Genomic DNA, 15314 nt, shown 5'->3' with positions numbered 1-15314 from the left:
GACGTTAGGCTTGATCACGTGACTGAGCCTGTGCGCCGTGTGTTCGGCGAGGATGCGGCCCCGGTGCCCGTGGTGAACATCGCCAACGCACTGACGGTGTTCCGCATCGTCCTGGTCCCGGTGTTCGTGGTCCTGCTCTTCGTCGACGACGGGGAATCGGTGAGCTGGCGGATCGCGGCCTTCGTGGTCTTCGCGGTCGCCGCGTTCACCGACCAGCTCGACGGCCGCCTGGCGCGCGGCATGAACCTGGTCACCGACTTCGGGAAGATGGCCGATCCGATCGCGGACAAGGCGCTCATCGGCGCGGCACTGATCGGCCTGTCGATCCTGGCGGAGCTGCCCTGGTGGGTCACCGGGGTGATTCTGGCGCGGGAGATCGGAGTGACGCTGCTGCGCTTCTGGGTGCTGCGCCACGGAGTGATCCCGGCCAGCCGGGGCGGCAAGCTCAAGACCCTGCTTCAGTCGGTGGCGATCGGACTGTTCGTGCTGCCGCTCTCGGGAGCGTGGCACACCGCCGCGTGGGCGATCATGGCAGCCGCGCTGGTCGCGACGGTGGTCACCGGACTCGACTACGTCTGGCGGGCCGTCGTGCTGCGCCGCGGCGCGGAATAGACCAGGGGCCCACGGCGTTGAGATCCGAGTGTGCCGGGCGTGCGCGGGAGCGCCGCGGCGTGCGGTATGTCGGCGGCGGTCGGTCGGGAATTCGGCTAGGGTCGACGGCACAGGCTATTGATGGAATCGACGGCCCGACCCCCGGGCTCCTGGAGAATCGTGAGGAGGTCCGCGCGTGACTCTGCTCTTGCGTGAGGCGATCGGCGATGAGCTGCGCCGTGTTCGGAACGGTCAGGGACGCACATTGCGTGAAGTCTCGACCGACGCGAGGGTGTCGCTCGGTTACCTCTCCGAGGTCGAACGCGGGCAGAAGGAGGCCTCCAGCGAGCTGCTGGCGTCGATCTGCGAGGCGCTCGACGTGCCGATCGGCGAGGTGCTCTTCCAGGTCGCGGGCCTGATGCAGCCGGCGGGCCGGCCCGTCGGAGCGTCCGATAGCCTTGTCGAAGTCATTGCCCCCCAGGAAGATTCGGTGGACGACGCGGGTGTGCCCGCGGCACTTGCCGCCGCGTGATCGATCGAACGACGACGCGACCCGCGCAACGAGGAGTTTGGAAGACCGATGGCCAATCCGTTTGTGAAGTTCTGGAACTACATGATGGCGCTGGGCAATTCGAAGATCGACGAGCACGCCGATCCGAAGGTGCAGATCCAGCAGGCGATCGAGGACGCGCAGCGGCAGCACCAGGCGCTCTCCCAGCAGGCGGCGGCGGTCATCGGCAACCAGCGGCAGCTCGAGATGCGGCTCAACCGCCAGCTCGAGGAGATCGAGAAGCTGCAGGGCAATGCGCGCCAGGCGCTCACGCTCGCCGACCAGGCCGCGGCCGCCGGTGACAGTGCGAAGGTGGGCGAGTACACCAACGCCGCCGAGGCCTTCGCGGCGCAGCTGGTGACGGCCGAGCAGAACGTCGAAGACCTCAAGGTGCTGCACGATCAGTCTCTGCAGGCCGCAGCGCAGGCCAAGCAGGCCGTCGAGCGCAACGCCATGGCGCTGCAGCAGAAGCTCGCCGAACGCTCCAAGCTCCTGAGCCAGCTCGAACAGGCGAAGATGCAGGAGCAGGTCAGTGCTTCGCTGAACCAGATGAGCGAGCTCTCGGCTCCCGGCAACACGCCGAACCTCGAGCAGGTGCGCGACAAGATCGAGCGTCGCTACGCCAATGCCCTGGGGTCGGCCGAGCTCGCCAAGGGCACCGTCGCCGGACGCATGCAGGAGGTGGAGGCCGCGGGCGTCCAGCTCGCCGGCCACGCCCGGCTCGAGCAGATCCGGGCCAGCATGAACGGTGGATCGCTCGCGCCGGGGCAGACCGCCGGCGCACAGGGCGCCCCGGCGGGCCAGGTGGAGCAGGGCGGCGCTGCGCCCGCCCCGCAGACCCCGGAACAGAACTGAGCACCCTCGACAGTTCCGGCAGCCGTGACGACGGGTCCGAGACGGGCCCGTTGCGCATCGCGATCGTGGCCGGGTCCGACGCCGGACACGCATTTCCGGCGCTGGGCCTGGCCACATCGCTGCGTACGGCAGGCGACCGCGTGGTCGTCTACACCGGTGAGCGGTGGACCGCGGCGGCAGCGCGCCGGGGCCTCGAGGTGCGTCCGCTGCCGGGACTGGCGGCTCTGCCCGATGAGGACGATGACGATGCCGGAGCCAAACTGAGCGTACGGGCCGCGCGGATGGCGACGGCCCTGGCTCCGGAACTGGCGACCGGCGGATTCGACCTCGTCGTCAGCGACGTCATCACGGTGGCCGGGGCCTGGGCGGCCGAGCTGGTCGGTCTGCCCTGGATCGAGCTCTCGCCGCATCCGCTCTACGAGCAGTCGGCCGGCCTGCCGCCGATCGGCGCGGGACTGGCCGCCGGCGAGGGAATCGGCGGGCGGTTGCGCGACGCGCTCCTGCGTGCGAGCGCCGCACCCGCTGTGGCCAAGGGCCGTCGGCAGCGCCGCGGCGCCCGACGGAGCATCGGCCTCCCGGATGAGTCGACGCCCCTCGCACGATTCGTCGCGACCCTGCCCGGACTGGAGGTTCCCCGCCCGGACTGGCCTGAGCGCACCCACCTGATCGGACCGTTGCTGTTCGAACCGACCGACGACTGTTTCGTTCGGCCCGAGGGCGACGGCCCGCTCGTGGTGGTCGCGCCGTCCACGGCGGCCACGGGGGCGGGCGATCTCGGCGCCGCGGCACTGGCCGCGCTCGCCGACCTGCAGTCCACGCGACCGCTGCGGGTGGTGTACTCCGCCCTGCAGCCACCGCATGCCGAGGTGCTGCCCGACCGGCTGGTCGCGGCGACGGGCCGTCAGGACGAACTCCTCCCGGACGCCGACCTGGTGATCTGTGGCGGCGGTCACGGCATGCTCGCGAAGTCGCTGCTCGCGGGAGTGCCCGTGGTGACCGTGCCCGGCGGCGGTGATCAGTGGGAGCTCGCCAACCGGGTCGCGCGGATCGGCTGCGGACGGCTGGTGCGCCCGGCCACCACCGCCGCACTGGCGGAGGCGATCGCCGGAGTGCTGGACGATCGGCGTCACGCCGACGCCGCCCGGCGGGTCGCCGCCACCGTCTCGGGCGTCGTCGATCCGGTGCGGGTCGCGCACGCCGCGTATCGGCGATGGACCGGGCCGAGGTGAACACCTGCACGTCCGGACCGTCGGTGGCGGCGGTCCGGCGATCGTGGAGAATGGAACCATGCGTCTGACGGAGTTCGCCGAACTCACCGAGGCAGAGTTCGGCAGAAAGCGGGCCGACGGTCTGCTGACCGATCTGGTGCTGATGGAACTGGGCGGCCGCACGGGCCGGGAGGCCATCGAGCAGGGAGTGGATCCGAAGCTGGTGTGGCGGGCACTCTGCCGCGAATTCGACGTACCGCCGGAACGCTGGTGATCGCCGGATCCGGCGTGTCGGATTGCCGTCGAACATCTGTTCGCTATCCTGTAATGGAACCGGAGCGCGCTCTGGTGCGTCCAATTTAATGACCGTACGAACGGGCCCGGGCGGAAATGTCACACCCGTCTCCTACCGTGTGGTCACGAAAGCGGAAGACGTTCGTATCCACAGCAACGTTCCAATACAGCAGAGCACCCGGAGGAGAGACCGATGGCACCCGTGACTGATCGGCAGAAGGCACTGGATCTGGCGCTGGCTCAGATCGACAAGAATTTCGGCAAGGGCTCGGTGATGCGTCTGGGTGAGGACGCCCGCCCGCCGATGGAGGTCATCCCGACCGGCTCGGTGGCCCTCGACATCGCACTCGGCATCGGCGGCCTCCCGCGCGGCCGGATCGTGGAGGTCTACGGCCCGGAGTCCTCGGGTAAGACCACCGTCGCCCTGCACGCCGTCGCGAACGCTCAGGCCGCAGGCGGCATCGCCGCGTTCATCGACGCCGAACATGCACTCGATCCCGAGTATGCGGCGAAGCTGGGTGTCGACATCGACGCGCTGCTGGTCTCGCAGCCGGACACCGGAGAACAGGCACTGGAGATCGCGGATATGCTCATCCGCTCGGGTGCGCTCGACATCCTGGTGATCGACTCGGTGGCGGCGCTCGTGCCCAAGGCGGAGATCGAGGGCGAGATGGGCGACAGCCACGTCGGACTGCAGGCACGGCTCATGAGCCAGGCCCTGCGCAAGATGACCTCCGGTCTCAACAACTCCAACACCACCGCGATCTTCATCAACCAGTTGCGCGAGAAGATCGGTGTGATGTTCGGTTCGCCGGAGACCACGACCGGCGGCAAGGCCCTCAAGTTCTACTCGTCTGTGCGACTGGACGTCCGGCGGATCGAGACGCTCAAGGACGGCACGGACGCGGTCGGCAACCGGACGCGCGTCAAGGTCGTCAAGAACAAGGTGGCGCCGCCGTTCAAGCAGGCGGAGTTCGACATCCTGTACGGGCACGGCATCAGCCGCGAGGGTTCGCTGATCGATCTCGGCGTGGCCGAGGGCTTCATCCGCAAGTCGGGTTCGTGGTTCACCTACGAGGGCGATCAGCTGGGGCAGGGCAAGGAGAACGCCCGTAAGTTCCTCATCGCCAATCCCGATGTCGCGAACGAGATCGAGAGCAAGATCAAGGACAAGCTCGGCATCGGTCGTCCCGCCGCGGACGCCGACGAGATCGCCCCCGAGCCCGTCGACTTCTGATCCACCTATGTCCGACGATACGGCGGCCCGGTCCGGCCCGTCGCCCTGGGATGCTGCGCTGCGGCTCCTGGGGACCCGGGCCCGGAGCCGGGCGGAGATGCGTGACCGTCTGAACGCACGCGGCTTCACCCCGGACGAGGTGGAGCAGACTTTGCGCCGGCTCGACGAGTGGAAGCTGCTCGACGACGCCGACTTCGCCGCCGAATGGGTTCGATCGCGGCATGCGCACTCCGGTCGCGGGCGGCTGGCTCTCAAACGCGAACTGCGGACCAAGGGGATCGACGATGAGACCGCGGCGCAGGCACTGGACCAGATCGATCCCGAGGACGAGCGGGAGATCGCCGTCCGGCTCGCGGAGAAGAAGCTGAACGTCTCCGGCGAACAACTCGGTGACCGCGAGATCCGGGCCAAGGCGTATCGGCGGCTCGCAGGGGCCCTGGGTCGCCGCGGCTATCCGCCGGAGATGGTCGGATCGGTGGTCAAGGAAGTCCTCGACCGCGCTCGACACTCCGCCTGACTCCCGGCTTCACCGGCCGATACCGGTGAAGCCGGGGATGTTCTCCATCGCTTCCAGATCGGCGACATCCGGATCGGGAGCCGCGGTCCGGCGCCGGCCGCTGCGCAGACGGCGTTCGAGGTAGTTCGCCAGGCCCGTCAGACAGAAGTTGATCGCGATCATGATCACCGCCACCACGAGCAGTGACGGCAGGTAGTTGCCCCAGTACGACGCCGAGACGATGCCCGACCGCACCACCTCGATGTATCCGAAGGCGTAGCCCAGAGCGCTGTCCTTCAGCGCGATCACCATCTGCGAGATCAACGCGGGCAGCATCGCGGTCACCGCCTGCGGCAGCAGGATCATCCGCATCATCTGCGACTTGCGCATGCCGATCGACAGGGCGGCTTCGGACTGTCCTTTGGGAACCGACTGGATTCCCGCCCGCAGGATCTCCGCGATCACCGAGCCGTTGTACAGGGTGAGACCGAAGACCACGGCGGCGAACGAGAGCTGTGACGACGGCACGACCGCGTACTTGGCGAACAGGTAGTACGCGAAGAACATCAGGATCAGGACCGGGATCGCACGGAAGACCTCGACGATCAGACCGCAGACGGCACGCACCGCCCGGTGGTCCGACAATCGTCCGATGCCGAGCAGCGTACCGACCACCAGCGCCAGGATGATCGAGGCGAACGCCGCCTTGATCGTTCCCCACAGACCCGGCAGCAGCCAGGTGGTCCAGGTCCCGGCGACGGTGAACGGTCGCCACATGTCCGATTCGAACTGGCCGTTGTCGGCCAGCACTTTGATGATGTACGCGGCGATCGCGATCAGGATCACGACGAAGACGACCGCGGTGATCAGGTTGCGGCGCCGGGCGTGCGGCCCGGGCGCGTCGTAGAGGACGGTCGACTGATCGCTCATCGCTTGACCGCCCATCGCTTGGCGGCCCATCCGAAGACCGCACCCTCCGCGAGGGTGATGATCATGAATCCGATGGCGATGATGGCGAAGATCAGCAGGATCTGGTCGCCGTGGGTCTCGAGTTCGGACTTCATGAGCAGTGAGGCCTCCGCGACGCCGATCACCGAGGCGATCGTGGTGTTCTTGGTGAGCGCGATCAGCACCGATCCGAGCGGCGCGATGACGGTGCGCAGCGCCTGCGGCAGGATGATCAGTCCGAGAACCTGGGTGAAGGTGAGCCCGAGCGATCGAGCGGCTTCGGCCTGTCCGATCGGAATGGTGTTGAACCCGGCGCGGAGGGTCTCACAGACGAACGTCGCCGTGTACAGGACGAACGCGAGCACCGCGAGCCGGAAGTTGTTGGTGGCGATGAAGTTCGAGCTCTCCGTCGCCAGCGTGAGACCGAGGTTCTGGTACAGGCCGATGGAGCAGAAGAGCACGATCAGGGTGAGCGGGGTGTTGCGCACGACGTTCACGTACACGGTCGCGAAGCCGCGCATCACCGGAACCGGCGAGACCTTCATGGCGGCCAGCAGGACACCCCAGATCAGTGCGCCGATCGCCGAATAGACAGTGAGTTTGATGGTGATCCAGAACGCGGGCCAGATCTGCGGACCCATGCTCTGCCATAGGTCGGACATCTACGCATCTCCTTCGCAGGGCGTCGACGGGGAGGTGAGGAAGTCGAGATTCCCGACGTCCGGGAAGAGCTTGTACTGCGATCCCGGCGCGTCGGCGCGGGCGATCCACGAATCGATCGTCTCGTTGCCGAGCGCGTCGCGGAGATCCCGGCTCCAGACGGACTGGTCGGAGCCGGGCAGCGGGGCGAGCATCGCTTCGAGCGCCTCGTTGACCTTCGCGACCGAGTCGGGATAGTTCTTCGCCATGCCGATGCCGTAGCGCTCGGTCGAGAACGGCTGGCCCTTCTTCTTGAGCTTCCCGCCGACGCAGGCGTCCTTGGGATAGGTCATCGACACGAGCTTGAACTCGCCGGGGTAGCGGTTGGCGTACCCGGCCAGAATCGTCTCGTCGGTGGTGAGCGCGTCGACCTTGTCACGGCGCAGCGCCTCCACGCACGAGGAGTAGGAGTCGTACTCCTGGAGCTGGACGCCCGGCAGCTGAGCCTTCACGTTCTGCGCCGGTGTCGAACCGCTCACCGAGCACAGTTTCTTGCCGTTGTTGAGGTCCATCAGCGAGTTCAGGGACGAGTCATTCTTGCGGACCAGGAGCCCCTGGTAGGTCACGAGGTAGGGGCCCGCGAAGGCCACCTTCTTCGCGCGCGCCTCGTTGATCGAGTACGTCGCGGCGATCATGTCGACCTCACCGTTGCCGATGAGGGTCTCGCGCTGAGCGGAGGGTGTCTCGCGCCAGGTGATCTCCGGATGCGGTACGCCGAGCCGGTCGGCGATGTGGTCGACGACGTACTCGGAGACCGACGGATCGAAACCGACCACCGAACCGTCGGGCTGCTGCACACCGAGCCCGGGCTGGTCGTACTTGGTGCCCAGGACGACCTTGCCGGACTTGATCGACTCGACGAGGTCGCGCGGTTCGGTGCTGCCGCACGCGGCCACGGCGGGCAGTGTCAGGGCGATCGCGAGGATCAGCGCCGGCAGTGCGCGGCGTCGGCGTGACGGGCGTCTGAGGGAAGTGGTCGCCATGTCAGCCTCCCAGGATCTTCGACAGGAAGTCCTTCGCACGGTCGGACTTCGGCGCGGTGAAGAACGTCTCGGGATCGGTGTCCTCGACGATCTGACCGTCGGCCATGAAGATCACGCGGTCGGCGGCCTTGCGGGCGAAGCCCATCTCGTGCGTCACGACCACCATCGTCATGCCCTCCTTGGCGAGGGCGACCATCACGTCGAGGACCTCGCTGACCATCTCCGGGTCCAGGGCCGAGGTCGGCTCGTCGAACAGGATCACCTTCGGGTCCATCGCCAACGAGCGGGCGATGGCGACGCGCTGCTGTTGACCGCCCGAGAGCTGAGCCGGGTACTTGTCCTTCTGAGCGGCGATGCCGACGCGGTCGAGCAGTTCCTCCGCACGTTTGCGGGCATCCGCCTTCGAGGCCTTGCGCACCTTGATCGGTCCGAGCGTCACGTTGTCGAGGATCGTCTTGTGCGAGAAGAGGTTGAACGACTGGAAGACCATGCCCACGTCGGCGCGGAGCCGGGCCAGGTCGCGGCCCTCCGCGGGCAGCAGTTCGCCCTCCACCCGGATCTCGCCGCTGTCGATCGGCTCGAGTCGATTGATGGTCCGGCAGAGGGTGGACTTGCCCGAGCCGGAGGGGCCGAGGACGACCACCACCTGACCGCGGGGCACTTCCAGGTCGATGTCGCGGAGCACATGGAGGTCGCCGAAGTGCTTCTGCACGTTCTTCATCGAGATCATCGGTGTGACGTTCGTGTCGGGCATGACTAACAAACTAGTTGTGACGCGCGTCGCCGCACGGGTTCTTTCGCATGTTCCCGCGTGTCGCCGCGCGGAACCGGACATGCCGGCGATGCGGTACGTGTGACGCGGACGGATTTGCCCCGCCACGTAACCTTGAGATGTGAGTGTTGAGGCCCTGGGAGAGACGACGACCGAGGATGCGGCGACGGCGCCGCGCTCCTATTCGGTCCGTACCTACGGATGTCAGATGAACGTGCACGACTCCGAACGGATCGCGGGCCTCCTCGAAGACGCGGGCTATGTGGCCGCCGACGACGGCGACGACGCCGATCTGGTGGTCTTCAACACCTGTGCGGTGCGTGAGAACGCGGACAACAAGCTCTACGGCAATCTGTCGCATCTGGCGCCGGTGAAGGCGCGGCGACCCGGGATGCAGATCGCCGTCGGCGGGTGTCTGGCGCAGAAGGACAAGGACACCGTCCGCAGCCGCGCACCCTGGGTGGACGTCGTTTTCGGAACCCACAACATCGGCTCGCTGCCGGTGCTGCTCGAACGGGCCCGCCACAACGACGAGGCGCAGGTCGAGATCCTGGATTCGCTCGAACGATTCCCGTCCACCCTGCCCGCGCGCCGTGATTCGGCGTATTCGGGATGGGTGTCGGTCTCGGTCGGCTGCAACAACACGTGCACCTTCTGCATCGTGCCGTCGCTGCGCGGCAAGGAGGTGGACCGGCGTCCGGGCGACGTTCTCGCCGAGGTGCAGGCACTGGTGGACCAGGGCGTGCTCGAAGTGACCCTGCTGGGCCAGAACGTCAACGCCTACGGGATGTCGTTCGCGGATCCGGACATCCCGCGCAACCGCGGGGCGTTCGCCGATCTGTTGCGCGCGTGCGGCGGCATCGAGGGACTGGAGCGGGTGCGCTTCACCTCGCCGCATCCGGCGGAGTTCACCGACGACGTCATCGCGGCGATGGCTGAGACCCCCAACATCTGCCCGCAGCTGCACATGCCGCTGCAGTCCGGCTCGGACCGAGTCCTCAAGGCCATGCGACGCAGCTACCGCAGAACCAAGTTCCTCGGCATCCTGGACCGCGTCCGCGACGCGATGCCGCACGCCGCCATCACCACCGACATCATCGTCGGTTTCCCCGGCGAGACCGAAGAGGACTTCGCGGAGACGCTCGACGTGGTGGAGCGGGCGCGCTTCTCGAGCGCGTTCACCTTCCAGTACTCGCCGCGACCGGGCACCCCGGCCGCCACCATGCCCGATCAGGTTCCGCCGGAGGTGGTGACCGAGCGGTACCAGCGGCTGATCGCGCTCCAGGAGCGGATCTGTCTGGAGGGCAACACGGCGCTGGTCGGGACCGAGGCGGAACTGCTCGTCGTCGCCGACGAGGGACGCAAGAGCTCCTCGACCGGGCGGATGACCGGACGCGCCCGCGACGGACGTCTGGTGCACTTCCTATCGACCGGCGATGCGGACGGTCGGACCGGCGGCATCCGTCCGGGTGATGTCGTGACCACCGTGATCACCGACGCCGCCCCCCATCATCTGATCGCCGACGCCGGGGTGCTCTCGCACCGTCGTACCCGCGCCGGCGATGCGCACGAGGCGGGCACCCTGCCCACCACACCACCCGTCGGCGTCGGGCTCGGGATGCCGTCGATCGGAGTGCAGTCCGTTCCTGAGCCGACGAGCGCATGCGGAACTGGAGGCTGTTCATGAGTAAGAACGATCTGGATACTTTCACTCGATACGAGCACGAGCTCCGAAAGACCGAGAAGAAGGTCGCGGGGGAGATCGACCCCGGTGCCCGGGCCGTGGTGGTCGCCGTATGCGTGCTGCTCGCAATGGTCTCGCTGGTTCTGCCGCATGCCGGCGACGCCACGGGTCTCGACGTGCTGATGATGACCGACAAGGCCACCGCCGAGCACATCAAGCTGCCGTCGGAGATCTTCGTCTACATGCTGGCGATCTTCGGCATCGGCTTCTCGACGCTCGCGTTGATCACCCGTCGCTGGGTGCTCGCCTGGATCGCGCTGGCCGGAACCGCGGTCGACGCGGTGGCGGGCATGCTCGCGATCTGGACCCGGAACACCGTCGGAGTCGACGAGACGGCGTCGCCGTCGGGTGCCGGCGCGGGTCTGCTGCTGGGTTGGGCCGTCGCGATCGTTCTGGTGTTCCACTGGGCCCGAGTGGTGTGGAATCGCAACTCCTACCACCTCGCGCTGGAGCAGGAACGTCGCGCCGAGGCCGCCAACCGCGAAGCCTTCGGACTGTCGCTCCAGCGACCGGTGGCGCCCAGCGCGAAGGCCGCGAGAGCCGACGAAGCGGATTCTGCGGAAGCGGACTCGGCGGGGACTGCCCAGACGCAGGGCGACCAGACTCGGGGCGACCAGACTCCTGAGGGGACCGCGTCGGACGACTGAGTTCCGGCCGTCGGGACCTGGTGGGCGTCAGCGATCGGTGAGCGCCGAGTGGGCCGCGCTGGCCCACTCGCGCCACTGCGCGGCCTGTTGCCGCAGCTCCGCGGCCTCACGGTCGCGTCCCGCGGCGGCGGCCTTCTCGGCCTGCTCGTCGAGCTTGTCGGCGCGCTCGGTGAACTGCGCGGCGCGCGCCTGCGCCTCCGGGTCGGTGCGTGCCCAGTCGGCGTCCTCGGCGTCGCGCAGCCGCTTCTCGAGCGCCCGCGCACGGCTCTCGAGTCTGTGCATCTGTTCGCGCGGGACCTTGCCGATCTCGTCCCACTTCTCGCGGAAGGTACGGAACTCGCGCCGCGCGGTCTCCAGATCGGCCGCCGGATCGATCTTCGCCTCGGCCTCGTCGAGCAGTGCGGTCTTGGCCTTCGCGTTCTCCGCGAACTCGGCGTCACGCTCGGAGTTCACCGCGTTGCGGGCCTGGAAGAAGACATCCTGTGCGGCCTTGAACCGGAGCCAGAGCGCCTCGTCGGTGTCGCGCGGTGCGCGACCGGCGGCCTTCCATTCGGCCAGGAGTTCGCGGAACTTGGCCGCCGTGGGGCCCCAGTCGGTGGAGTCCGACAGCGCCTCGGCTTCGGCGATCAGTTCCTCCTTGCGCGCCTTGGCTCCCGCCCGTTCGCGGTCGAGTTCGGCGAAGTGCGCACCGCGACGCCGGTTGAACGCGTCCCGCGCTTTCGAGTAACGCCGCCACAGCGCATCGTCGGTCTTGCGGTCGATGCCCTTGATCGTCTTCCACTCGTCCAGGATCGCCCGGAGCCGGTCGCCGCCCGCCTTCCACGAGGTGCTCTCGCTCCCGATGTGCTCGGCTTCGGCCGCCAGCGCCTCCTTGCGTTCGATCGCCGAGACACGGGCCGACTCGCGCAGGTCCTTGACCTCCTGCGCCACATCGTCGGCGCCGGAGACGATCACCTCCAGACGGGCCGCCAGGCTGTCGACGTCACCGATGACCTGTGCGTCGGGGAGTTCGGCGAGCAGATGCGCCGCCGACGCCTGAGTCTTCCTGGGGTCGCCGGAACGGGCGGTGAGACGCTCCTCGAGGATCTCCACTTCAGTGGCCAGGTCGGCGAACTTCCGGGAGAAGTGCGCGAGGCCCTCTTCGACGGTCCCGGCCTGCCACGAGCCGATCTGGCGCTCGCCGCTCGCAGTCTTGAGCCACACCGCACCGCTCGAATCGATCCGGCCGAACTCGTTCGGATCACCCACCGGCACCGGATGGACCGGTACCGCCGGGGTCGGGCCGCCGACTGCGGGCCGGGGGACCGGACGCGGCCGAGGGCCAGGCTTCGGTCCCGGCTTCGGGCCGGGCTTGGGGGCCGACGGGCCGTTCGAGGCCGGGTTGCTCGAGTCGGGCGAGTTGATCATGCGTGTACCTCTTGAATCGTCTTCGCCGCGCGTCACGGCTGCCAGATCACTGCGTGGTTCATTCACTACGAGGTTCATTCAAGCAGGCACGGCGACGGTTGTGGGCGCGGCCTGCAACATTGCCTCCCACATCGAGGCCGGGACGCCGCCGGTGCCGGGCCCGAACCGATGTTCCGCGCGCGCACCGGTAGCGTCGAGACCGTGCTAGCCCTGGTTGCGATAGTCCCGAGCGCTCCGCTGCTCGTCCCCGAACTGGCCGGTCCGGCCGCCACCGACACCGAACCCGTACGCGCGGCCGTGCGTGCGGTGGCGAAGCGGCTCGGCAGCGCGGCCGATCGGTGGATCGCACTCGGCGCAGCCGATCGCGCCGGCTCCGCCGGTGCCACGGACTACCGCAGCTGCGGCGACTTCGGCGGATACGGTGTGCCGCACCCGGTACGACTCGGCGGTCCGCCGACCGAGGGCGCGCCGCTGCCCCTGTCGATGCTGATCGCGGGGTGGGTCCGCGGTGAGGCCGACGGCGGCGGAGAGCGGATCACGGTGACGCCGTGGGTGGTGGATCCGGAGTGGTCGCCGGACCAGTGCGCGGCAGCCGGACTGGAACTCGCGCGCGCCCTGTCCGACGGCGGCGATCCCGACAGCGACGATCCCGACAGCGGCGATCCCGACAGCGGCGACCGGGTGGGACTTCTGGTGGTGGCCGACGGCTGCACCGCGTTGTCGCCGGGCGCTCCGGGCGGCGGCGAGCGGCCCTCGGCGATCGCGCTTCAGCGGCGGATCGACGACGCGCTCGCCCGCGCGGACACCGGCGCACTGGCCGCCCTCGACGCGGACGCGTGCGCCGCGGAGGGAGTCGGAGGCAGGGCCGCATGGCAGGTCCTGGCGGCCGCCTGCGGCGGTCCCGCGGCCGATGTCGCTGTGTCTGATGTCGCAGCGGCAGAGGTGTTGTATCGCGATGCCCCGTTCGGGGTCGGTTACACCGTCGCCGTCTGGTCGCCGGGGGCGCCGCGGTGACCCTCGCACCCATCGCCGTCATCGGCCCGACGGCCAGCGGCAAATCAGAACTCGCCCTCGATCTCGCCGAACACTTCGGCGGCGAGATCGTCAACGTCGACGCGATGCAGCAGTACCGCGGGATGGACATCGGCACCGCCAAGCTTCCCGTCGCCGAACGGCGGGGGATACCGCACCACCAGATCGATGTCCTCGACGTCACCGAGACCGCCACCGTCGCCCGCTACAAGTCCGCGGCGACGGCAGACGTCGAAGCGCTTCTCGCATCGGGCCGGCTGCCGGTCATCGTCGGCGGGTCGATGATGTACATCCAGGGCCTGCTCGACGATTGGGAGTTCCCGTCGACCGATCCCGCGGTGCGGGCGAAGTACGAGGCGCTGCTCACCGAGATCGGGCCGTTGGCTCTCCACCGCAGGCTGGCCGAGGTCGACCCGGCCGCCGCGGCCACCATCCTGGACTCGGACGGCAGGCGCATCGTGCGCGCCCTCGAGGTGGTCGAGATCACCGGGGAGCCGTTCGCGGCGTCGGCGCCGTCGATCGGTGAACCGCGGTGGGGGACCCGCATCCTGACCCTCGACCGAGAGAAGGAGGCCCTCGACGAGCGGATCCGGTTGCGCACCGCGGCGATGTTCGACGCCGGCCTGGTCGACGAGGTGCGAGCACTGTGCGAGAGCGGCCTGCGGGAGGGACGGACGGCCTCGCGGGCGATCGGCTATGCACAGGTCATCGAGTATCTCGACGGCGTCTACGACCTCGATCAGGCGCAGGAGCGTACTTTCTTCGGCACGCGACGGTACGTGCGCCGGCAGCGGTCGTGGTTCCGGCGCGACCCGCGCGCGGTGTGGCTCGACGCCGCCGATCCCGCCCTGCTGGAGAATGCGCTCCGCGCGCTCCGCGTAGCCTGATGGGAGTGAAGAACTCTCCGGCGCTGACCTTCGTCAAAGGGCATGGCACCCAGAACGACTTCGTGATCCTGCCCGATCCTCAGGCACAGATCGAACTGACCGAGGACCTCGTCGTCGCCCTCTGCGACCGCCGGCGGGGACTCGGTGCCGACGGCGTTCTGCGCGTCGCGACCGCCGGATCGCTGGTGGCCGAACAGGTGCTGGAACGGCTACCCGAGGGCGTTTCGGGCGTGGACTGGTTCATGGACTATCGCAACGCCGACGGTTCGATCGCGGAGATGTGCGGCAACGGTGTGCGCGTGTTCGCGCACTACTGCCGGACCGAAGGGCTCGTCGACACCGATGCGTTCACCGTCGGTTCGCGCGCCGGGGCCCGTCCGGTCACCGTGCACTCGGCCGACGACGCCGACGCCGACGTGAGTGTCTCGATGGGACCGGTGGCGCTGCGCGGTCCGAGCGAGGTCCGCATCGCGGGTACGACGCTGACGGGCGAGGCCGTCGACGTCGGCAACCCTCACCTGGCCTGCGTGGTCGACGGCCTGACGCCCGAACGGCTCGCGACACTGGATCTCACCACCGGCGCCGAGCTGGACTCGGCGCTGTTTCCGGACGGGGCGAACGTCGAGATCCTCACCCCGCTGACCCCGGGCGGCCCGACCCCGGCCGACGAGGCCGACTTCCATGCGCACATGCGAGTGTTCGAGCGGGGCGTCGGGGAGACCCGATCGTGCGGTACCGGCCTGGTGGCCGCCGCAGCGGCTGCGCTGTCGGGGGCCGGCAGAGACTCGGGGTCGGTCGCGGTCACAGTGCCGGGCGGCGACGTGCTGGTCACTGTCGGCGACGGCTCGGCCGTCCTGCGCGGCCCGTCTCGGCTGGTGGCCCGCGGCCGGCTCGTCGCGGGCTGGGCCGACTGAGCGGGCACCCGCGGGAAATCCGGATGCGTTCCGGTGCCGGTCGGGGGCAC

Annotated in this window: 17 protein-coding genes; 12 read left to right on the top strand and 5 right to left on the bottom strand. The window is 68.7% G+C overall.

The features are described 5' to 3' along the window. Positions 1-18 precede the first annotated feature (18 nt). The 7 genes from pgsA (at position 19) to ACE11G_RS10135 (ending at position 5252) form a co-directional block, all read left to right on the top strand. Entirely contained in the window at positions 19-612 is a 594-nt protein-coding gene (gene pgsA, locus ACE11G_RS10165) for a CDP-diacylglycerol--glycerol-3-phosphate 3-phosphatidyltransferase (protein ID WP_006896256.1), read from the top strand. 175 nt (positions 613-787) lie between these two features. After that, positions 788-1123: a helix-turn-helix domain-containing protein gene (locus ACE11G_RS10160; RefSeq protein WP_006896257.1), complete on the top strand. Its 336-nt coding sequence runs from the start codon at positions 788-790 to the stop codon at positions 1121-1123. 48 nt (positions 1124-1171) lie between these two features. Then, the gene (locus ACE11G_RS10155; RefSeq protein WP_006896258.1) at positions 1172-1996 is read left to right on the top strand and encodes a PspA/IM30 family protein; all 825 of its coding nucleotides are present in this window, start codon (positions 1172-1174) and stop codon (positions 1994-1996) included. Between the two features lie 50 nt (positions 1997-2046). Beyond that, positions 2047-3225: a glycosyltransferase gene (locus ACE11G_RS10150; protein ID WP_006896259.1), complete on the top strand. Its 1179-nt coding sequence runs from the start codon at positions 2047-2049 to the stop codon at positions 3223-3225. Positions 3226-3283: 58 nt separating this feature from the next. Beyond that, positions 3284-3478 (top strand): DUF3046 domain-containing protein, encoded by a 195-nt coding sequence (locus ACE11G_RS10145; RefSeq protein ID WP_006896260.1) that lies wholly within the window; start codon positions 3284-3286, stop codon positions 3476-3478. 213 nt (positions 3479-3691) lie between these two features. Continuing rightward, positions 3692-4735, top strand: coding sequence for a recombinase RecA (gene recA, locus ACE11G_RS10140; protein ID WP_006896261.1), 1044 nt, complete (start codon positions 3692-3694; stop codon positions 4733-4735). 7 nt (positions 4736-4742) lie between these two features. Next, positions 4743-5252 carry a regulatory protein RecX gene (locus tag ACE11G_RS10135; RefSeq protein ID WP_006896262.1) on the top strand — a complete coding sequence of 170 codons (510 nt, stop codon included), beginning with the start codon at positions 4743-4745 and terminating at the stop codon, positions 5250-5252. Positions 5253-5261: 9 nt separating this feature from the next. On the opposite strand, the gene ACE11G_RS10130 is transcribed toward ACE11G_RS10135, so the two are convergent. Genes ACE11G_RS10130 through ACE11G_RS10115 form a run of 4 tightly spaced genes read right to left on the bottom strand, consistent with a single transcriptional unit; the run spans position 5262 to position 8591 of the window. Next, positions 5262-6161 carry an amino acid ABC transporter permease gene (locus ACE11G_RS10130; RefSeq protein WP_006896263.1) on the bottom strand — a complete coding sequence of 300 codons (900 nt, stop codon included), beginning with the start codon at positions 6159-6161 and terminating at the stop codon, positions 5262-5264. Then, positions 6158-6841: an amino acid ABC transporter permease gene (locus ACE11G_RS10125; protein ID WP_006896264.1), complete on the bottom strand. Its 684-nt coding sequence runs from the start codon at positions 6839-6841 to the stop codon at positions 6158-6160. Before ACE11G_RS10125 ends, ACE11G_RS10130 begins: the two co-directional genes overlap by 4 nt. Further along, positions 6842-7861, bottom strand: a complete 1020-nt coding sequence (locus ACE11G_RS10120) for a glutamate ABC transporter substrate-binding protein (RefSeq protein ID WP_006896265.1) — start codon at positions 7859-7861, stop codon at positions 6842-6844. Between the two features lies 1 nt (position 7862). Continuing rightward, positions 7863-8591 (bottom strand): amino acid ABC transporter ATP-binding protein, encoded by a 729-nt coding sequence (locus ACE11G_RS10115; RefSeq protein WP_045540090.1) that lies wholly within the window; start codon positions 8589-8591, stop codon positions 7863-7865. A gap of 163 nt (positions 8592-8754) precedes the next feature. On the opposite strand from ACE11G_RS10115, the gene miaB reads away from it, so the two are divergent. Together miaB and ACE11G_RS10105 are read left to right on the top strand one after the other, a co-directional pair. Beyond that, positions 8755-10320 (top strand): tRNA (N6-isopentenyl adenosine(37)-C2)-methylthiotransferase MiaB, encoded by a 1566-nt coding sequence (gene miaB / locus ACE11G_RS10110; protein WP_006896267.1) that lies wholly within the window; start codon positions 8755-8757, stop codon positions 10318-10320. After that, a complete protein-coding gene (locus tag ACE11G_RS10105; RefSeq protein ID WP_375002047.1) occupies positions 10317-11024 on the top strand; it encodes a hypothetical protein in 708 nt (235 codons plus the stop codon). Before miaB ends, ACE11G_RS10105 begins: the two co-directional genes overlap by 4 nt. Positions 11025-11051: 27 nt before the next feature. Here the strand turns inward: ACE11G_RS10105 and ACE11G_RS10100 are convergent, their stop codons facing one another. After that, a complete protein-coding gene (locus ACE11G_RS10100) occupies positions 11052-12431 on the bottom strand; it encodes a DUF349 domain-containing protein (RefSeq protein WP_006896269.1) in 1380 nt (459 codons plus the stop codon). Between the two features lie 201 nt (positions 12432-12632). Here ACE11G_RS10100 and ACE11G_RS10095 point away from each other — a divergent pair, with 201 nt between their 5' ends. The 3 genes from ACE11G_RS10095 to dapF are packed head-to-tail and all read left to right on the top strand — an operon-like array spanning position 12633 to position 15264. After that, positions 12633-13445 carry a hypothetical protein gene (locus ACE11G_RS10095; protein WP_039867390.1) on the top strand — a complete coding sequence of 271 codons (813 nt, stop codon included), beginning with the start codon at positions 12633-12635 and terminating at the stop codon, positions 13443-13445. After that, positions 13442-14350, top strand: coding sequence for a tRNA (adenosine(37)-N6)-dimethylallyltransferase MiaA (gene miaA, locus ACE11G_RS10090; RefSeq protein WP_006896271.1), 909 nt, complete (start codon positions 13442-13444; stop codon positions 14348-14350). The genes ACE11G_RS10095 and miaA overlap by 4 nt, the downstream gene beginning before the upstream one ends. Then, complete coding sequence (gene dapF, locus ACE11G_RS10085; protein ID WP_006896272.1) at positions 14350-15264, top strand: diaminopimelate epimerase; 915 nt, start codon at positions 14350-14352, stop codon at positions 15262-15264. The genes miaA and dapF overlap by 1 nt, the downstream gene beginning before the upstream one ends. Positions 15265-15314: the final 50 nt, after the last annotated feature.

This window comes from Gordonia sp. PS3 (assembly GCF_041950545.1).
GTDB classification, from domain to species: domain Bacteria; phylum Actinomycetota; class Actinomycetes; order Mycobacteriales; family Mycobacteriaceae; genus Gordonia; species Gordonia sihwensis.
The sequence above is the reverse complement of the archived record's forward strand: the minus strand, read 5'-3'. Positions and strand labels throughout refer to the sequence as shown.